General features: G+C 43.8%; 13 protein-coding genes. 12 read left to right on the plus strand and 1 reads right to left on the minus strand.

Annotated features, from left to right (window positions below; genetic code table 11):
• Window positions 1-8: 8 nt before the first annotated feature.
• The 12 genes from BWR56_RS01120 to BWR56_RS01175 all read left to right on the plus strand — a co-directional run bounded on the left by BWR56_RS01120 (window position 9) and on the right by BWR56_RS01175 (window position 14619).
• Window positions 9-1346 (plus strand): PFL family protein, encoded by a 1338-nt coding sequence (locus BWR56_RS01120; RefSeq protein ID WP_076984284.1) that lies wholly within the window; start codon window positions 9-11, stop codon window positions 1344-1346.
• Between the two features lie 236 nt (window positions 1347-1582).
• Window positions 1583-2278: a histidine phosphatase family protein gene (locus tag BWR56_RS01125; RefSeq protein WP_076984285.1), complete on the plus strand. Its 696-nt coding sequence runs from the start codon at window positions 1583-1585 to the stop codon at window positions 2276-2278.
• Between the two features lie 157 nt (window positions 2279-2435).
• The gene (gene leuS / locus BWR56_RS01130) at window positions 2436-4937 is read left to right on the plus strand and encodes a leucine--tRNA ligase (protein ID WP_076984286.1); all 2502 of its coding nucleotides are present in this window, start codon (window positions 2436-2438) and stop codon (window positions 4935-4937) included.
• A 109-nt stretch (window positions 4938-5046) separates the two neighbouring features.
• Window positions 5047-5742 (plus strand): GNAT family N-acetyltransferase, encoded by a 696-nt coding sequence (locus BWR56_RS01135; protein ID WP_049505481.1) that lies wholly within the window; start codon window positions 5047-5049, stop codon window positions 5740-5742.
• A gap of 11 nt (window positions 5743-5753) precedes the next feature.
• On the plus strand, window positions 5754-6170 hold the full coding sequence (locus BWR56_RS01140; protein ID WP_049505480.1) for a GNAT family N-acetyltransferase: 417 nt from the start codon (window positions 5754-5756) through the stop codon (window positions 6168-6170).
• A 484-nt stretch (window positions 6171-6654) separates the two neighbouring features.
• On the plus strand, window positions 6655-7653 hold the full coding sequence (gene ruvB, locus BWR56_RS01145) for a Holliday junction branch migration DNA helicase RuvB (RefSeq protein WP_000086801.1): 999 nt from the start codon (window positions 6655-6657) through the stop codon (window positions 7651-7653).
• Window positions 7634-8218, plus strand: coding sequence for a nucleotidyltransferase family protein (locus BWR56_RS01150; protein WP_076984287.1), 585 nt, complete (start codon window positions 7634-7636; stop codon window positions 8216-8218). Before ruvB ends, BWR56_RS01150 begins: the two co-directional genes overlap by 20 nt.
• A gap of 210 nt (window positions 8219-8428) precedes the next feature.
• Complete coding sequence (locus BWR56_RS01155) at window positions 8429-9187, plus strand: isoprenyl transferase (protein WP_000466705.1); 759 nt, start codon at window positions 8429-8431, stop codon at window positions 9185-9187.
• Between the two features lie 8 nt (window positions 9188-9195).
• Complete coding sequence (locus tag BWR56_RS01160) at window positions 9196-9999, plus strand: phosphatidate cytidylyltransferase (protein WP_000159119.1); 804 nt, start codon at window positions 9196-9198, stop codon at window positions 9997-9999.
• Window positions 10000-10014: 15 nt separating this feature from the next.
• Window positions 10015-11271: an RIP metalloprotease RseP gene (gene rseP, locus BWR56_RS01165; protein ID WP_076984288.1), complete on the plus strand. Its 1257-nt coding sequence runs from the start codon at window positions 10015-10017 to the stop codon at window positions 11269-11271.
• Between the two features lie 16 nt (window positions 11272-11287).
• Entirely contained in the window at window positions 11288-13141 is a 1854-nt protein-coding gene (locus BWR56_RS01170) for a proline--tRNA ligase (protein WP_076984289.1), read from the plus strand.
• Window positions 13142-13239: 98 nt separating this feature from the next.
• Window positions 13240-14619 (plus strand): glycoside hydrolase family 1 protein, encoded by a 1380-nt coding sequence (locus BWR56_RS01175; RefSeq protein ID WP_076984290.1) that lies wholly within the window; start codon window positions 13240-13242, stop codon window positions 14617-14619.
• 36 nt (window positions 14620-14655) lie between these two features.
• Here the strand turns inward: BWR56_RS01175 and BWR56_RS01180 are convergent, their stop codons facing one another.
• Entirely contained in the window at window positions 14656-14898 is a 243-nt protein-coding gene (locus tag BWR56_RS01180) for a hypothetical protein (RefSeq protein ID WP_231110162.1), read from the minus strand.
• Between the last annotated feature and the right edge of the window lie 47 nt (window positions 14899-14945).

The raw sequence follows: 14945 nt of genomic DNA on the forward strand, positions 1-14945 counted from the left end.
AGGTCATCATGGATATTAGACAAGTTACTGAAACCATTGCTATGATCGAGGAGCAGAACTTCGATATCAGAACCATCACCATGGGCATCTCCCTTTTGGACTGTATTGATCCAGACATCGAATGTGCTGCTGAAAAGATTTACCAAAAAATCACTACTAAAGCTGCAAATCTAGTGGCTGTAGGAGATGAAATTGCTGCAGAACTTGGGATTCCTATTGTTAATAAACGGGTATCGGTGACTCCGATTTCTTTAATTGGTGCTGCGACTGATGCGACAGACTATGTTGTTTTGGCAAAGGCACTTGACAAGGCTGCCAAGGAGATTGGTGTTGACTTTATCGGTGGATTCTCTGCCTTGGTACAAAAAGGCTACCAAAAAGGAGATGAAATTCTCATCAATTCTATCCCCCGTGCTCTAGCTGAGACAGACAAGGTTTGTTCGTCTGTTAACATTGGCTCAACTAAGTCAGGTATCAACATGACTGCGGTCGCTGATATGGGACGTATCATCAAGGAAACAGCGAACTTATCAGATATGGGTGCTGCCAAATTGGTCGTATTTGCTAATGCTGTTGAGGACAATCCTTTTATGGCAGGGGCTTTCCATGGTGTTGGGGAAGCAGATGTTATCATTAATGTCGGGGTTTCGGGTCCTGGTGTGGTCAAGCGTGCCTTGGAAAAAGTTCGTGGACAGAGCTTTGATGTAGTAGCTGAGACGGTCAAGAAAACAGCCTTTAAGATTACTCGTATTGGTCAGTTAGTTGGGCAAATGGCGAGTGAACGCCTTGGTGTTGACTTTGGAATTGTTGACCTAAGCTTGGCGCCAACTCCTGCAGTTGGTGATTCTGTGGCACGTGTCCTTGAGGAAATGGGTCTAGAAACAGTTGGTACGCATGGGACGACGGCTGCCCTCGCTCTTTTGAATGACCAAGTTAAGAAGGGCGGAGTGATGGCTTGTAACCAAGTCGGTGGCTTGTCAGGTGCCTTTATCCCCGTTTCTGAAGATGAGGGGATGATTGCTGCGGTGCAAAATGGCTCCCTAAATTTAGAGAAGCTAGAAGCTATGACGGCTATCTGTTCTGTTGGGCTGGATATGATTGCCATTCCGGAAGATACGCCTGCTGAAACCATTGCGGCTATGATTGCGGATGAGGCGGCAATCGGTGTTATTAACATGAAAACAACGGCTGTCCGTATTATTCCAAAGGGCAAAGAAGGCGATATGATTGAGTTTGGAGGCTTGCTAGGGACAGCTCCAGTGATGAAGGTCAACAGGGCTTCGTCTGTTGATTTCATCTCTCGCGGTGGGCAAATCCCAGCTCCAATCCATAGTTTTAAAAATTAATAAAAAAGCGAGAGGATTTAAGTTGAGTTTAAGGATGACTGTGTATACTATAATCATTAAATAAAGACCTCCTAACTTTATTTAATAGAAATCCTAAACTTTTTCATAATAATCTCCTAGGGAAGCTACCGTGAGGGTAGCTTTTCTTGTGGCAAAATTAGGAAAAGGAGCTTTGTTTTTGAAAGTCAAATATTTCTTTGATCCATGATATAATAGAAGAAAATGGAGGATAGAAAATGTCTAAAGTAAGATTGTATTTGGTCCGTCATGGGAAAACGATGTTTAACACCATTGGACGTGCTCAAGGATGGAGTGATACACCTCTGACTGCAGAAGGTGAGTTGGGAATCCATGAACTGGGAATTGGCTTGAGAGAGTCTGGCTTGCAGTTTGACCGCGCTTATTCCAGTGATTCAGGTCGCACTATTCAAACCATGGGAATTATCCTAGAAGAACTTGGCCTGCAGGGGAAAATCCCTTACCGCATGGACAAGCGAATCCGTGAGTGGTGCTTTGGTAGTTTTGATGGGGCCTATGATGGGGACCTCTTTATGGGGTTGATTCCTCGTATTTTTAATGTGGACCATGTTCATCAGTTGTCCTATGCAGAACTAGCAGAAGGTTTGGTAGAGGTTGATACTGCTGGTTGGGCAGAAGGCTGGGAAAAACTCAGTGGTCGAATCAAAGAAGGTTTTGAAACGATTGCCAAAGAAATGGAAGAACAAGGTGGGGGCAATGCTCTCGTCGTCAGCCATGGAATGACCATTGGGACTATTGTGTATCTGATCAATGGTATGCATCCACATGGTCTAGATAATGGTAGCGTGACGATTCTTGAATATGAGGACGGCCAGTTTAGCGTAGAAGTTGTTGGTGACCGTAGTTACCGAGAACTGGGACGTGAGAAGATGGAAGAGACAAATAATCAATAGAAGTTAGCTCCGATTAGGAGCTAACTTTTTTTCCTGTTAAATTAGTTGGATTTGCGACTCAGTATTTCTTGTTATCCAAGTCTAAAAGAACATTTCTCGACTTTCAAATTCCCCCAAAAATGGTATAATAGTAACATCATAAAATTGGAGAAATAGCATGAGTTTTTACAATCATAAGGAAATTGAACCTAAGTGGCAGGGCTACTGGGCAGAACATCATACATTTAAGACAGGAACAGATGCATCAAAACCGAAGTTTTATGCTCTCGATATGTTCCCATATCCTTCAGGAGCTGGATTGCATGTAGGACACCCAGAAGGTTATACAGCAACCGATATCCTCAGCCGTTACAAACGTGCGCAAGGCTACAATGTCCTTCACCCAATGGGATGGGATGCTTTTGGTTTGCCTGCAGAGCAATACGCTATGGATACGGGGAATGACCCAGCAGAATTCACAGCGGAAAACATTGCCAACTTCAAACGTCAAATCAATGCGCTTGGCTTCTCTTACGACTGGGATCGTGAAGTCAACACAACAGATCCAAACTACTACAAGTGGACGCAGTGGATCTTCACCAAGCTTTACGAAAAAGGCTTAGCTTATGAAGCGGAAGTGCCAGTAAACTGGGTTGAAGAGTTGGGAACAGCCATCGCTAATGAAGAAGTACTTCCTGACGGAACTTCTGAACGTGGGGGCTATCCCGTTGTCCGCAAACCGATGCGTCAATGGATGCTTAAAATCACGGCCTATGCAGAGCGATTGCTTAATGACTTGGATGAGTTGGATTGGCCAGAATCTATCAAGGATATGCAACGCAACTGGATTGGGAAATCAACTGGTGCCAATGTAACTTTCAAAGTGAAAGGGACTGACAAGGAATTCACCGTCTTTACCACTCGTCCTGATACTCTTTTCGGTGCGACCTTCACAGTCTTGGCTCCTGAGCATGACTTGGTTGACGCTATCACAAGTCCAGAGCAAGCTGATGCAGTTGCAGACTACAAACACCAAGCTAGTCTCAAGTCTGACTTGGCTCGTACCGATCTAGCCAAGGAAAAAACAGGGGTTTGGACGGGCGCTTATGCCATCAACCCTGTCAATGGCAAGGAAATTCCAATCTGGATTGCCGACTATGTTCTTGCTAGCTATGGAACAGGTGCCGTTATGGCTGTGCCAGCCCACGACCAACGTGACTGGGAATTTGCCAAACAATTTGACCTTCCAATCGTAGAAGTACTTGAAGGTGGTAATGTAGCAGAAGCTGCCTACACAGAAGACGGTCTTCATGTCAATTCAGACTTCCTAGATGGCCTTAACAAAGAAGATGCTATTGCTAAGATTGTGGCTTGGCTGGAAGAAAAAGGTTGTGGACAAGAGAAGGTCACCTATCGTCTCCGCGACTGGCTCTTTAGTCGTCAACGTTACTGGGGTGAGCCAATTCCAATCATTCATTGGGAAGATGGGACTTCAACAGCTGTTCCAGAAAGTGAATTACCACTTGTCTTGCCAGTAACCAAGGATATTCGCCCTTCAGGTACTGGTGAAAGCCCGTTGGCTAACTTGACTGACTGGTTGGAAGTGACGCGTGAAGATGGCGTCAAAGGTCGTCGTGAAACAAACACTATGCCACAATGGGCAGGTTCAAGCTGGTACTACCTCCGCTATATCGACCCACACAACACAGAAAAATTGGCCGACGAGGATCTCCTCAAACAATGGTTGCCAGTGGATATCTACGTGGGTGGTGCAGAGCATGCTGTACTTCATTTGCTCTACGCTCGTTTCTGGCACAAATTCCTCTATGACCTCGGTGTTGTTCCGACTAAGGAACCATTCCAAAAACTCTTTAACCAAGGGATGATTTTGGGAACAAGCTACCGTGACCACCGTGGAGCTCTTGTAGCGACTGACAAGGTTGAAAAACGTGACGGTTCTTTCTTCCATGTGGAAACAGGAGAAGAACTGGAGCAAGCACCAGCCAAGATGTCTAAATCGCTCAAGAACGTTGTCAATCCAGACGATGTGGTGGAACAATACGGTGCCGATACCCTTCGCGTCTATGAAATGTTCATGGGGCCACTCGATGCTTCCATCGCTTGGTCAGAAGAAGGTCTGGAAGGAAGCCGTAAGTTCCTAGACCGTGTATACCGTTTGATTACAAGTAAAGAAATCGTTGCGGAAAATAATGGTGCTCTTGACAAGGTTTACAATGAAACAGTCAAAGCTGTCACTGAGCAAATCGAGTCCATGAAATTCAACACAGCCATTGCCCAACTTATGGTCTTTGTCAACGCTGCCAACAAGGAAGACGAACTCTATGTGGACTATGCCAAAGGCTTTATCCAATTGATTGCCCCATTTGCACCTCACTTGGCAGAAGAACTCTGGCAAACAGTTACAGCAACAGGTGAGTCCATCTCTTACGTGGCTTGGCCAACTTGGGACGAAAGCAAATTGGTTGAAGACGAAATCGAAATCGTGGTTCAAATCAAAGGAAAAGTCCGTGCCAAACTCATGGTCGCTAAAGACCTATCACGTGAAGAATTGCAAGAAATTGCTCTCGCTGACGAAAAAGTTAAAGCAGAAATTGACAGCAAGGAAATCGTGAAGGTGATTGCGGTACCTAATAAACTCGTTAATATTGTTGTGAAATAAGATAGGAATCCTTCAGAGTAGAATCTGGAGGATTTTTTGAATTTTTTCATGAAAGTATGATATACTATGTGCAATTATAAAGTTTGAAAAGTGAATCAAGGAGAAAACAATGCCAGTAAACGAATATGGTCAGATGATTGGCGAGTCAATGGAAGGTTATACATCTGGTGAATTGCCTTCTATTGATTTCTTAGAAGGGCGTTATGCTCGGATAGAGGCTCTTTCAGTGGAAAAGCATGCGGAGGATTTGCTAGCTGTTTATGGTCCGGATACTCCTCGGGAGATGTGGACCTATCTCTTTCAGGAACCAGTGGCAGATATGGAGGAGTTGGTTAGCCTTTTAAATCAGATGTTGGCTCGTAAGGATCGCTTTTACTATGCGATTGTAGACAAGGCAACTGGTAAGGCCTTGGGAACTTTTTCTCTCATGCGCATTGATCAGAATAACCGAGTGATAGAAGTGGGAGCTGTCACTTTTTCTCCAGAACTCAGGGGAACACGTATAGGGACAGAGGGTCAATATCTCCTAGCTCGCTATGTTTTTGAGGAGCTTAACTATCGTCGCTATGAGTGGAAATGTGATTCTCTAAATATCCCATCAAGACGAGCCGCGGAGCGTTTGGGCTTTGTCTATGAAGGAACCTTCCGTCAGGCAGTCGTTTATAAGGGGCGTACGAGAGATACGGATTGGTTGTCTATGATTGATAAGGACTGGCCTCAAGTCAAAGCTCGTTTAGAAACATGGTTGGCTCCTGAAAATTTTGATAAAAATGGACGGCAGTACAAGAGCTTAAGAGAATTCTGAGAGGTATTGAGATGATGACTATTAGAAGGCAAGAAATTGTCAAGCTAGAGGATGTTTTGCATCTCTATCAGGCAGTTGGATGGACAAAATATACACATCAACCTCAGATGTTGAAGAAAGCCTTGTCTCACTCATTAGCGATTTATCTAGCACTTGATGGCGATGCCGTAGTGGGCTTGGTCCGTTTGGTCGGAGATGGTTTTTCATCGATTTTTGTCCAGGATTTGATCGTTTTGCCGAGCTATCAGCGCCAAGGGATTGGCAGTGCCTTAATGAAAGAGGCTTTAGGTGATTACAAAGATGCCTATCAAGTCCAACTAGTGACCGATCAGACAGAAAAAAACTTGGGATTCTATCGTTCTCTGGGATTTGAAACCTTATCTACTTATGATTGTACAGGAATGATTTTGGTGGATAGAAAAAGATAAAAAAATATTTTTTCTTAAGTAAAGTTTAAGTCTCCTCGTGTATTATATAGTTATTAGATAAAGACCTCCTAATACTCTTCGAAAATCTCATCAACCTTCGTTAGAGTCGACTTAGCTATCTATCGTTATGCTTGAGTCTATCTGCCTAGTCTGATTTCGATTTTCATTGAGTACCCTTTATTTAATGAAATCTCAAACTTTTCTTTTTCATCATAATCTCCTAAAGAAGCCGCCCGATCAGGTGGCTTTTTTGTTGCTTGAAAAAGAAAATTTCATTTGGAAAAAAATTTAAAAAAATAATAAATCAGAGAAAAGTTAAGTTAGCTTTAAGATTCATCTTGTATTATATAATCGTTAAATAAAGACCTCCTAACTTTATTTAATGAAATCCTAAACTTTTCTTTTTCATAATAATCTCCCTAAAGAAGCCACCCAATCAGGTGGCTTTTTTGTTTGTAGGCTGGATTTTTGCTATAATAGGAACATGAGTAGAATTTTAGATAATGAAATCATGGGTGATGAGGAGTTGGTAGAACGTACCCTCCGTCCCCAATATTTACGTGAATATATAGGTCAGGACAAGGTCAAGGATCAGCTACAAATATTTATCGAAGCCGCAAAAATGCGGGATGAGGCGCTGGATCATGTTCTTTTGTTTGGCCCTCCAGGACTTGGGAAAACAACCATGGCTTTTGTCATTGCCAATGAACTGGGAGTCAACCTCAAGCAAACGTCTGGTCCTGTCATTGAAAAGGCGGGTGACTTGGTAGCGATTTTAAATGATTTGGAGCCGGGAGATGTCCTCTTTATCGACGAGATTCATCGCTTGCCCATGTCGGTGGAAGAGGTGCTTTACAGTGCAATGGAGGACTTCTACATTGATATCATGATTGGGGCTGGTGAAGGCAGTCGCAGTGTCCATCTAGATTTGCCACCTTTTACCTTGATTGGGGCGACGACACGAGCAGGGATGCTTTCAAATCCTCTGCGGGCACGTTTTGGGATTACAGGTCATATGGAATACTATGCCCACGCTGACTTGACGGAAATTGTTGAACGAACGGCAGATATTTTTGAGATGGAAATCACTCATGAGGCAGCTGCTGAGCTGGCCTTGCGCAGTCGAGGAACTCCTCGTATCGCCAATCGTCTCCTCAAGCGCGTGCGCGACTTTGCCCAGATTATGGGGGATGGATTAATCGATGATGTCATTACGGATAAGGCCTTGACTATGCTGGATGTAGACCGTGAAGGGTTGGACTATGTGGACCAAAAAATCCTTCGTACCATGATTGAGATGTACGGTGGGGGTCCTGTCGGTCTAGGAACTCTTTCTGTTAATATTGCCGAGGAGCGTGAGACGGTGGAGGACATGTATGAGCCCTACCTCATCCAAAAAGGTTTTATCATGCGGACACGGTCTGGACGGGTGGCGACAGCCAAGGCTTATGAACATTTGGGCTATGAATACAGTGAAAAATGAGCAAGAAGTCCTAGATAGTGTTAGAGAAAATCCTGATATGATGGCTATTCTGACCATCATCCGTAACCTTGGTCTGAAAGATTCTTGGTTGACTGCAGGTTCTGTCAGGAATTTTATCTGGAATCTCTTGTCAGACAAATCGCCTTTTGACCGTGAAACGGATGTGGACGTCATTTTCTTTGATCCAGATGTTTCTTATGAGGAAACAGTATCCCTAGAGAACAAGCTGAGAGAGGACTTCCCCCAGTATCAGTGGGAGTTGAAAAATCAGGTCTACATGCATCTGCACAGTTCTCACACTGCACCCTATACCAGTTCCCGTGATGCTATGAGTAAGTATCCCGAGCGCTGCACGGCGGTAGGTCTTTGCTTGAATGAAGATTCCACTTTAGAACTCTTTGCCCCCTATGGTTTAGAGGATATTTTAAAGTTTCAAGTTTCCCCGACTCCTCATTTTTTAGATAATGAAGACCGAATGAAACTCTATCAAGAGCGATTGTCCAAGAAAAATTGGCAAGAAAAATGGAAAAATCTCACTTTCTCAAAAAACTTAAGAAAAATTTAAGTTAGGGGCGGTATACTAGGTTCATAAGTTAAGAGGAACTTAACTTAAACTCCTAAAACTTTTTCATAATAATCTCCCTATAAAATAAAGTCGCCCAATCAGGCGGCTTATTTTTTGTTTGCCTGCAAGCAGGGGCAGTAACTTAGCAATAGAAGAAAATAGGGAAATATGGTATAATGAAACGATAGATTTTTGAATAGGAATAAGAACATGTTTGGATTTTTTAAGAAAGATAAAGCTGTAGAAGTCGAGGTTCCAACACAGGTTCCTGCTCATATTGGCATCATCATGGATGGGAATGGCCGCTGGGCTAAAAAACGGATGCAACCACGGGTTTTTGGTCATAAGGCGGGGATGGAAGCCCTCCAAAAAGTGACCAAGGCAGCTAACAAGATGGGAGTTAAGGTCATCACGGTTTATGCCTTTTCAACGGAAAATTGGACACGCCCAGATCAAGAAGTCAAGTTTATCATGAACTTGCCAGTCGAATTTTATGATAACTACGTCCCTGAATTGCATGCAAATAACGTTAAGATTCAGATGATTGGGGAGACAGACCGTTTGCCTAAGCCGACTTTTGAAGCTTTGAAAAAAGCAGAGGAATTGACCAAGAACAATACGGGCTTGATTCTCAATTTTGCGCTTAACTATGGTGGCCGTGCTGAAATTACGCAGGCTCTTAAGGGCTTGGCTCAAGATGTTCTAGATGCTAAAATCAACCCTGGTGACATCACAGAAGATATGATTGGAGACTATCTTTTCACGCAACACCTGCCAAAGGATTTGCGAGATCCGGACTTGATTATCCGCACGAGTGGTGAGTTGCGTTTGAGTAATTTCTTGCCATGGCAAGCAGCATATAGCGAGCTTTATTTTACGGATACCTTGTGGCCTGATTTTGATGAAGCCGCCTTGCAGGAAGCTATTGCTGCTTTTAACCATCGCAATCGCCGTTTTGGAGGAGTTTAGGAGAAGATATGACCAAGGATTTACAAAAGAGAACATTGTTTGCGGTATTGGCCCTGGCGATTTTCCTTCCAGTCTTGTTTGCGGGAGGGCTCTTGTTGCAGATAGGGATTGGCTTGTTAGCGATGCTAGGCGTCCATGAACTCTTGCATATGAAGGGACTAAAGACTATGACCATTGAGGGTGCTTTGACTCTTTTTGCGACCTTCGCTCTCACAGTTCCTTTAGAAAATTACCTAACTTTTTTGCCTGTTGATGGAAATGTGGTTGCCTATAGTGTTCTGATTACCATAATGCTAGGGACGACCGTTTTCAGTAAAAACTATACGATTGAAGATGCCGCTTTTCCAATTGCTGTGAGTTTTTATGTTGGTTTTGGCTTCAATGCCTTACTAGATGCTCGGGTGGCAGGTTTTGACAAGGTACTTTTGGCCCTTTTTATCGTTTGGGCGACAGATAGCGCAGCCTACCTGACAGGGATGAATTTTGGTAAACATAAGTTGGCTCCGAGAGTTTCTCCTAATAAGAGTATTGAGGGCTTTGTCGGTGGTATTCTAGGTGCGGTACTGATAACAGTGATTTTCATGTTAGTGGACAGCACAGTTGCTCTTCCTTATGGGATTTATAGAATGAGTCTCTTTGCTGCCTTCTTCAGTGTGGCCGGTCAGTTTGGTGACTTGATTGAAAGTGCCATGAAACGCCATTTCGGTGTCAAGGATTCTGGCAAATTTATCCCTGGACATGGCGGTGTGTTGGATCGCTTTGACAGCATGCTGATTGTGTTTCCAATGATGCACTTATTTGGCCTGTTTTAAAGAAAGGAATATTGAATGATTGGATTGCTAACCTTTATCCTCGTTTTTGGGATTATTGTGGTGGTGCATGAGTTTGGACATTTTTATTTTGCCAAGAAATCAGGCATTCTAGTTCGTGAATTTGCCATTGGTATGGGGCCCAAGATTTTTTCCCATATCGGTAAGGATGGCACTGCTTATACCATTCGAATCCTTCCTCTAGGAGGCTATGTTCGTATGGCAGGCTGGGGTGATGATGCGACAGAAATCAAGACAGGAACTCCAGTCAGTTTAACACTTGCTGATGATGGTAAGGTCAAACGGATCAACCTCTCAGGGAAGAAACTGGATCAAACGGCTTTTCCTATGCAGGTAACCCAGTTTGACTTTGAAGACAAGCTCTTTATCAAGGGTTTGGTCTTGGAAGAAGAAAAGATTTTTGCAGTAGATCACGATGCAACGGTTGTTGAAGAAGACGGAACCGAAGTGCGCATCGCTCCTTTGGATGTACAGTATCAAAATGCTTCTATCTGGGGCAAGCTCATCACCAACTTTGCAGGTCCTATGAATAACTTTATCTTAGGTGTTGTTGTTTTTTGGATCTTGATCTTTTTGCAGGGCGGTGTTAGAGATACTCAGACAAATCTCTTTCATGTCATGCCAGAGGGAGCTTTGGCTAAGGTAGGTGTAGCTGAGACAGCTCAAATCACCAAGGTCGGCTCGCATGAGGTTAAGAATTGGCAAGACTTGACCCAGGCTGTGGAAGCAGATACCAAGGACAAGACTGCCCCGACCTTGGATGTGACCATTTCTGAAAATGGTAGCGAAAAGCAAGTTACTGTGACACCAGAAGAAAATCAAGGACGCTATATTCTTGGGGTTCAACCGGGAGTCAAGTCAGACTTTCTATCCATGTTTGTTGGTGGATTTACAACCGCTGCTGATTCAGGGCTCCGTATCCTTTCGGCTCTGAAAAACTTGATTTTCCATCCAGATTTGAACAAACTCGGTGGTCCCGTTGCTATTTTTAAGGCAAGTAGCGATGCTGCTAAAAATGGAATTGAGAATGTCCTCTATTTCCTAGCTATGATTTCCATCAATATCGGAATTTTTAATTTGATTCCGATCCCGGCTTTGGATGGTGGAAAGATTGTACTCAATATCCTAGAGGCTATCCGCCGGAAACCCCTTAAACAAGAAATTGAAACCTATGTCACCATGGCTGGTGTAGTTATCATGGTTGTCTTGATGCTAGCTGTGACCTGGAATGACATTATGCGACTCTTCTTTTAGATAATCGAGGAATATTATGAAACAAAGTAAAATGCTAATCCCAACGCTTCGCGAAATGCCAAGCGATGCTCAAGTTATCAGCCACGCCCTTATGTTGCGTGCTGGTTATGTTCGTCAAGTTTCTGCTGGTGTTTATTCTTACCTACCACTCGCTAACCGTGTGATTGAAAAGGCTAAGAATATCATGCGCCAAGAGTTTGATAAGATTGGTGCGGTAGAGATGTTGGCTCCTGCCCTTCTCAGTGCTGATCTTTGGCGTGAATCAGGTCGTTATGAAACCTATGGTGAAGACCTTTATAAACTGAAAAACCGTGAAAAGTCAGACTTTATCCTAGGTCCGACACACGAAGAGACTTTTACAGCTATTGTTCGTGACTCTGTGAAATCTTACAAGCAATTGCCACTCAACCTTTACCAAATCCAACCGAAGTACCGTGATGAAAAACGCCCACGTAACGGACTTCTCCGTACGCGTGAATTTATCATGAAAGACGGCTATAGTTTCCATGCTAATTACGATAGTTTGGATGTGACTTATGACGAGTACAAGGCAGCCTATGAACGTATTTTTACTCGTAGTGGCTTGGACTTCAAGGCCATCATCGGTGATGGTGGCGCCATGGGTGGTAAGGATAGCCAAGAATTTATGGCCATCACACCTGCTCGTACAGACCTCGACCGCTGGGTTGTCTTAGATAAGTCAGTTGCCTCATTTGATGAAATTCCTGTAGAAGTACAAGAAGAAATCAAGGCGGAATTGCTCAAATGGATGGTTTCTGGTGAAGACACCATTGCCTACTCAACTGAGTCTAGCTATGCAGCTAACTTAGAAATGGCAACAAACGAGTACAAATCAAGCAACCGTGTTGTTGCGGAAGAAGAAGTGACTCGAGTGGAAACTCCAGGTGTTAAATCCATCGATGAAGTGGCAGCCTTCCTAAATGTCCCAGAAGAACAAACGATTAAAACCCTCTTCTACATGGCAGATGGTGAGCTTGTTGCAGCCCTTCTAGTTGGAAATGACCAACTCAATGAAGTCAAGTTGAAAAACCACTTGGGTGCAGATTTCTTTGATGTTGCGAGCGAAGAAGAAGTAGCAAATGTTATCTCAGCTGGCTTTGGTTCGCTTGGCCCAGTTACTTTGCCAGAAAATGTGAAAATCATTGCAGACCGTAAGGTGCAAGATGTTCGCAATGCTGTTGTGGGGGCTAATGAAGATGGCTACCACTTGACGGGTGTGAACCCAGGTCGTGATTTTACTGCAGAATATGTAGATATCCGCGAAGTTCGTGAGGGTGAAATTTCACCTGACGGACAAGGTGTTCTTAACTTTGCCCGTGGTATTGAGATCGGTCATATTTTCAAACTCGGAACTCGCTACTCAGCAAGCATGGGTGCAGATGTTTTGGATGAAAATGGTCGTGCTGTGCCAATTATCATGGGATGTTACGGTATCGGTGTTAGCCGTCTCCTTTCTGCGGTTATGGAGCAACACGCCCGCCTCTTTGTTAACAAAACGCCAAAAGGGGAATACCGTTACGCTTGGGGAGTTAACTTCCCTAAAGAATTGGCACCATTTGATGTGCACCTGATCACTGTCAATGTCAAAGACGAAGAAGCGCAAGCCTTGACAGATAAACTGGAAGCCAACTTGATAGGAGCTGGTTACGAAGTCTTGACGGATGACCGTAACGAACGTGTCGGAGTGAAGTTTAGCGATAGCGACTTGATTGGGTTGCCAATCCGTATCACTGTTGGGAAGAAAGCGGCAGATGGTATCGTAGAAGTCAAGATCAAGGCGACTGGTGACACCATCGAAGTTCACGCAGACAACTTGCTCGAAACCCTTGAAATCCTAAGCAAGAAATAAAAACTATAATCAGAAGAAAAACAAGGCAAAAATGTAACTAGTTTTTACCTTGTTTTTTCTATATAATGGGGAAAATGAGTAAACGAAGAGGTAAAGCTATGCTAAAATTTCCAAAGGATTTTGTCTGGGGTTCCTCGACTTCTGGACCACAGACAGAAGGACGAGTGCCAGGTGATGGTAAAGGAGATAATCTCTGGGATTATTGGTATCAGGTGGAACCCAATCGCTACTACAATGGGATTGGACCAGACAAAACATCGACTTTCTATGAAAACTGGGAAAAGGATATTGAGCTTTTGGTAGAGACTGGCCATACAGCCTTCCGAACTTCTATTCAGTGGTCTCGTATTTTCCCGCAAGGCCGTGGAGAGGTCAATCCGCAAGGGGTGGCTTTCTACCTTCAGGTTTTTGAAGCTATTAAGGCCAAAGGGATTCGTCTCTTAGTCAATCTCTATCACTTCGACCTGCCTTTTGCCCTCCAAGAAGACGGCGATGGTTGGGAAAATAAGGCAACTGTCAAGGCTTATGAAGACTATGCTCGTTTTTGTTTTGAGACTTACGGTGACTTGGTGGACCAATGGATTACCTTTAACGAGCCCATCGTACCTGTTGAGTTTGGCTATTTCTATGATGCCCATTATCCTCACAAGGTAGATGCCAATGCGGCGGTTAAGGTTGCCTATCATACACAACTGGCTAGCAGTCTTGCGGTTAAGGCCTGTCATGAGATTTTGCCTGATTCCAAGATTGGGATTGTCCTTAACTTGACACCAGCTTACCCACGTAGCCAGCATCCCGCGGATGTCAAGGCTGCTCGCATTGCCGACCTCTTCCAAGCCCAATCTTTCCTAGACCCGTCTGTCTTGGGAGCTTATCCAGAAGAGTTAGTAGAGATTTTAGCTGAGTATGATTTGTTACCGAATTCTACAGCTGAGGAGTTGGACCTTATTCGGGAGCATACTGTGGACTTCCTTGGGGTCAACTACTACCAACCTTTGCGTGTCATGGCGCCACGTTTTGCTAAACATCCTGATAGCCCGCTTTTGCCAGAGCATTTCTACGAACCTTACGTCATGCCGGGCCGTAAAATCAATCCTCACCGCGGTTGGGAAATCTACGAGCAGGGGATTTATGATATCGCTCAAAATATCAAGGAAAATTATGGTAATATTGAGTGGTTGCTGACCGAAAACGGCATGGGTGTTGAAGGGGAAGACAAGTTCCGTGAGAATGGCATGATTCAGGACGACTATCGTATTGACTTTGTCAAAGGACATCTGCGTGAACTTCATCGTGCGATTGAAGATGGAGCAAACTGTCAAGGATACTTAATCTGGACCTTTATTGATTGCTGGTCATGGCTCAATAGCTATAAAAACCGCTACGGTCTAGTTGAGCTTGATTTGGAAACACAGGAACGTCGCCTGAAGAAATCAGGGCACTGGTTCAAGGAATTAAGTGACAATAATGGATTTTAAGAATAAAAAGTGAGATGATCTTCATCTCACTTTTTATTATAAGATCTTCACCAAGCTTCCAATCGTAATTAGGCTACAATCACCGACTATTTTAGTAGTTAGGATGTCTTGTAGAAAAAATCCTGAAACAAGGGTTATGACGAGACTAAAGTTATCGACAGCAGCTACCTCGGTCGCATTCCCATCCGCAAGGCCTTGTAGTAGCAGAGTTGGGAGGTGCCCATGAGGAAAATCAGACAAGATGGGAAGAGAAGATACAAGTGCCAAGAAAAACCACATGGCAAATACCTCCTCTATTCATTATAAGTAATTGATGCTGACTTGCC

Origin of the sequence: Streptococcus oralis, from assembly GCF_001983955.1 — a bacterium.
Lineage (GTDB): Bacteria > Bacillota > Bacilli > Lactobacillales > Streptococcaceae > Streptococcus > Streptococcus jiangnanensis.

Excerpts from the sequence above, each read along its gene's own strand:
- BWR56_RS01120 (WP_076984284.1), top strand. The coding sequence starts at position 9 with ATGGATATTAGACAAGTTACTGAAACCATTGCTATGATCGAGGAGCAG.
- BWR56_RS01125 (WP_076984285.1), top strand. The coding sequence starts at position 1,583 with ATGTCTAAAGTAAGATTGTATTTGGTCCGTCATGGGAAAACGATGTTT.
- leuS (WP_076984286.1), top strand. The coding sequence starts at position 2,436 with ATGAGTTTTTACAATCATAAGGAAATTGAACCTAAGTGGCAGGGCTAC.
- BWR56_RS01135 (WP_049505481.1), top strand. The coding sequence starts at position 5,047 with ATGCCAGTAAACGAATATGGTCAGATGATTGGCGAGTCAATGGAAGGT.
- BWR56_RS01140 (WP_049505480.1), top strand. The coding sequence starts at position 5,754 with ATGATGACTATTAGAAGGCAAGAAATTGTCAAGCTAGAGGATGTTTTG.
- ruvB (WP_000086801.1), top strand. The coding sequence starts at position 6,655 with ATGAGTAGAATTTTAGATAATGAAATCATGGGTGATGAGGAGTTGGTA.
- BWR56_RS01150 (WP_076984287.1), top strand. The coding sequence starts at position 7,634 with ATGAATACAGTGAAAAATGAGCAAGAAGTCCTAGATAGTGTTAGAGAA.
- BWR56_RS01155 (WP_000466705.1), top strand. The coding sequence starts at position 8,429 with ATGTTTGGATTTTTTAAGAAAGATAAAGCTGTAGAAGTCGAGGTTCCA.
- BWR56_RS01160 (WP_000159119.1), top strand. The coding sequence starts at position 9,196 with ATGACCAAGGATTTACAAAAGAGAACATTGTTTGCGGTATTGGCCCTG.
- rseP (WP_076984288.1), top strand. The coding sequence starts at position 10,015 with ATGATTGGATTGCTAACCTTTATCCTCGTTTTTGGGATTATTGTGGTG.
- BWR56_RS01170 (WP_076984289.1), top strand. The coding sequence starts at position 11,288 with ATGAAACAAAGTAAAATGCTAATCCCAACGCTTCGCGAAATGCCAAGC.
- BWR56_RS01175 (WP_076984290.1), top strand. The coding sequence starts at position 13,240 with ATGCTAAAATTTCCAAAGGATTTTGTCTGGGGTTCCTCGACTTCTGGA.
- BWR56_RS01180 (WP_231110162.1), bottom strand. The coding sequence starts at position 14,898 with ATGTGGTTTTTCTTGGCACTTGTATCTTCTCTTCCCATCTTGTCTGAT.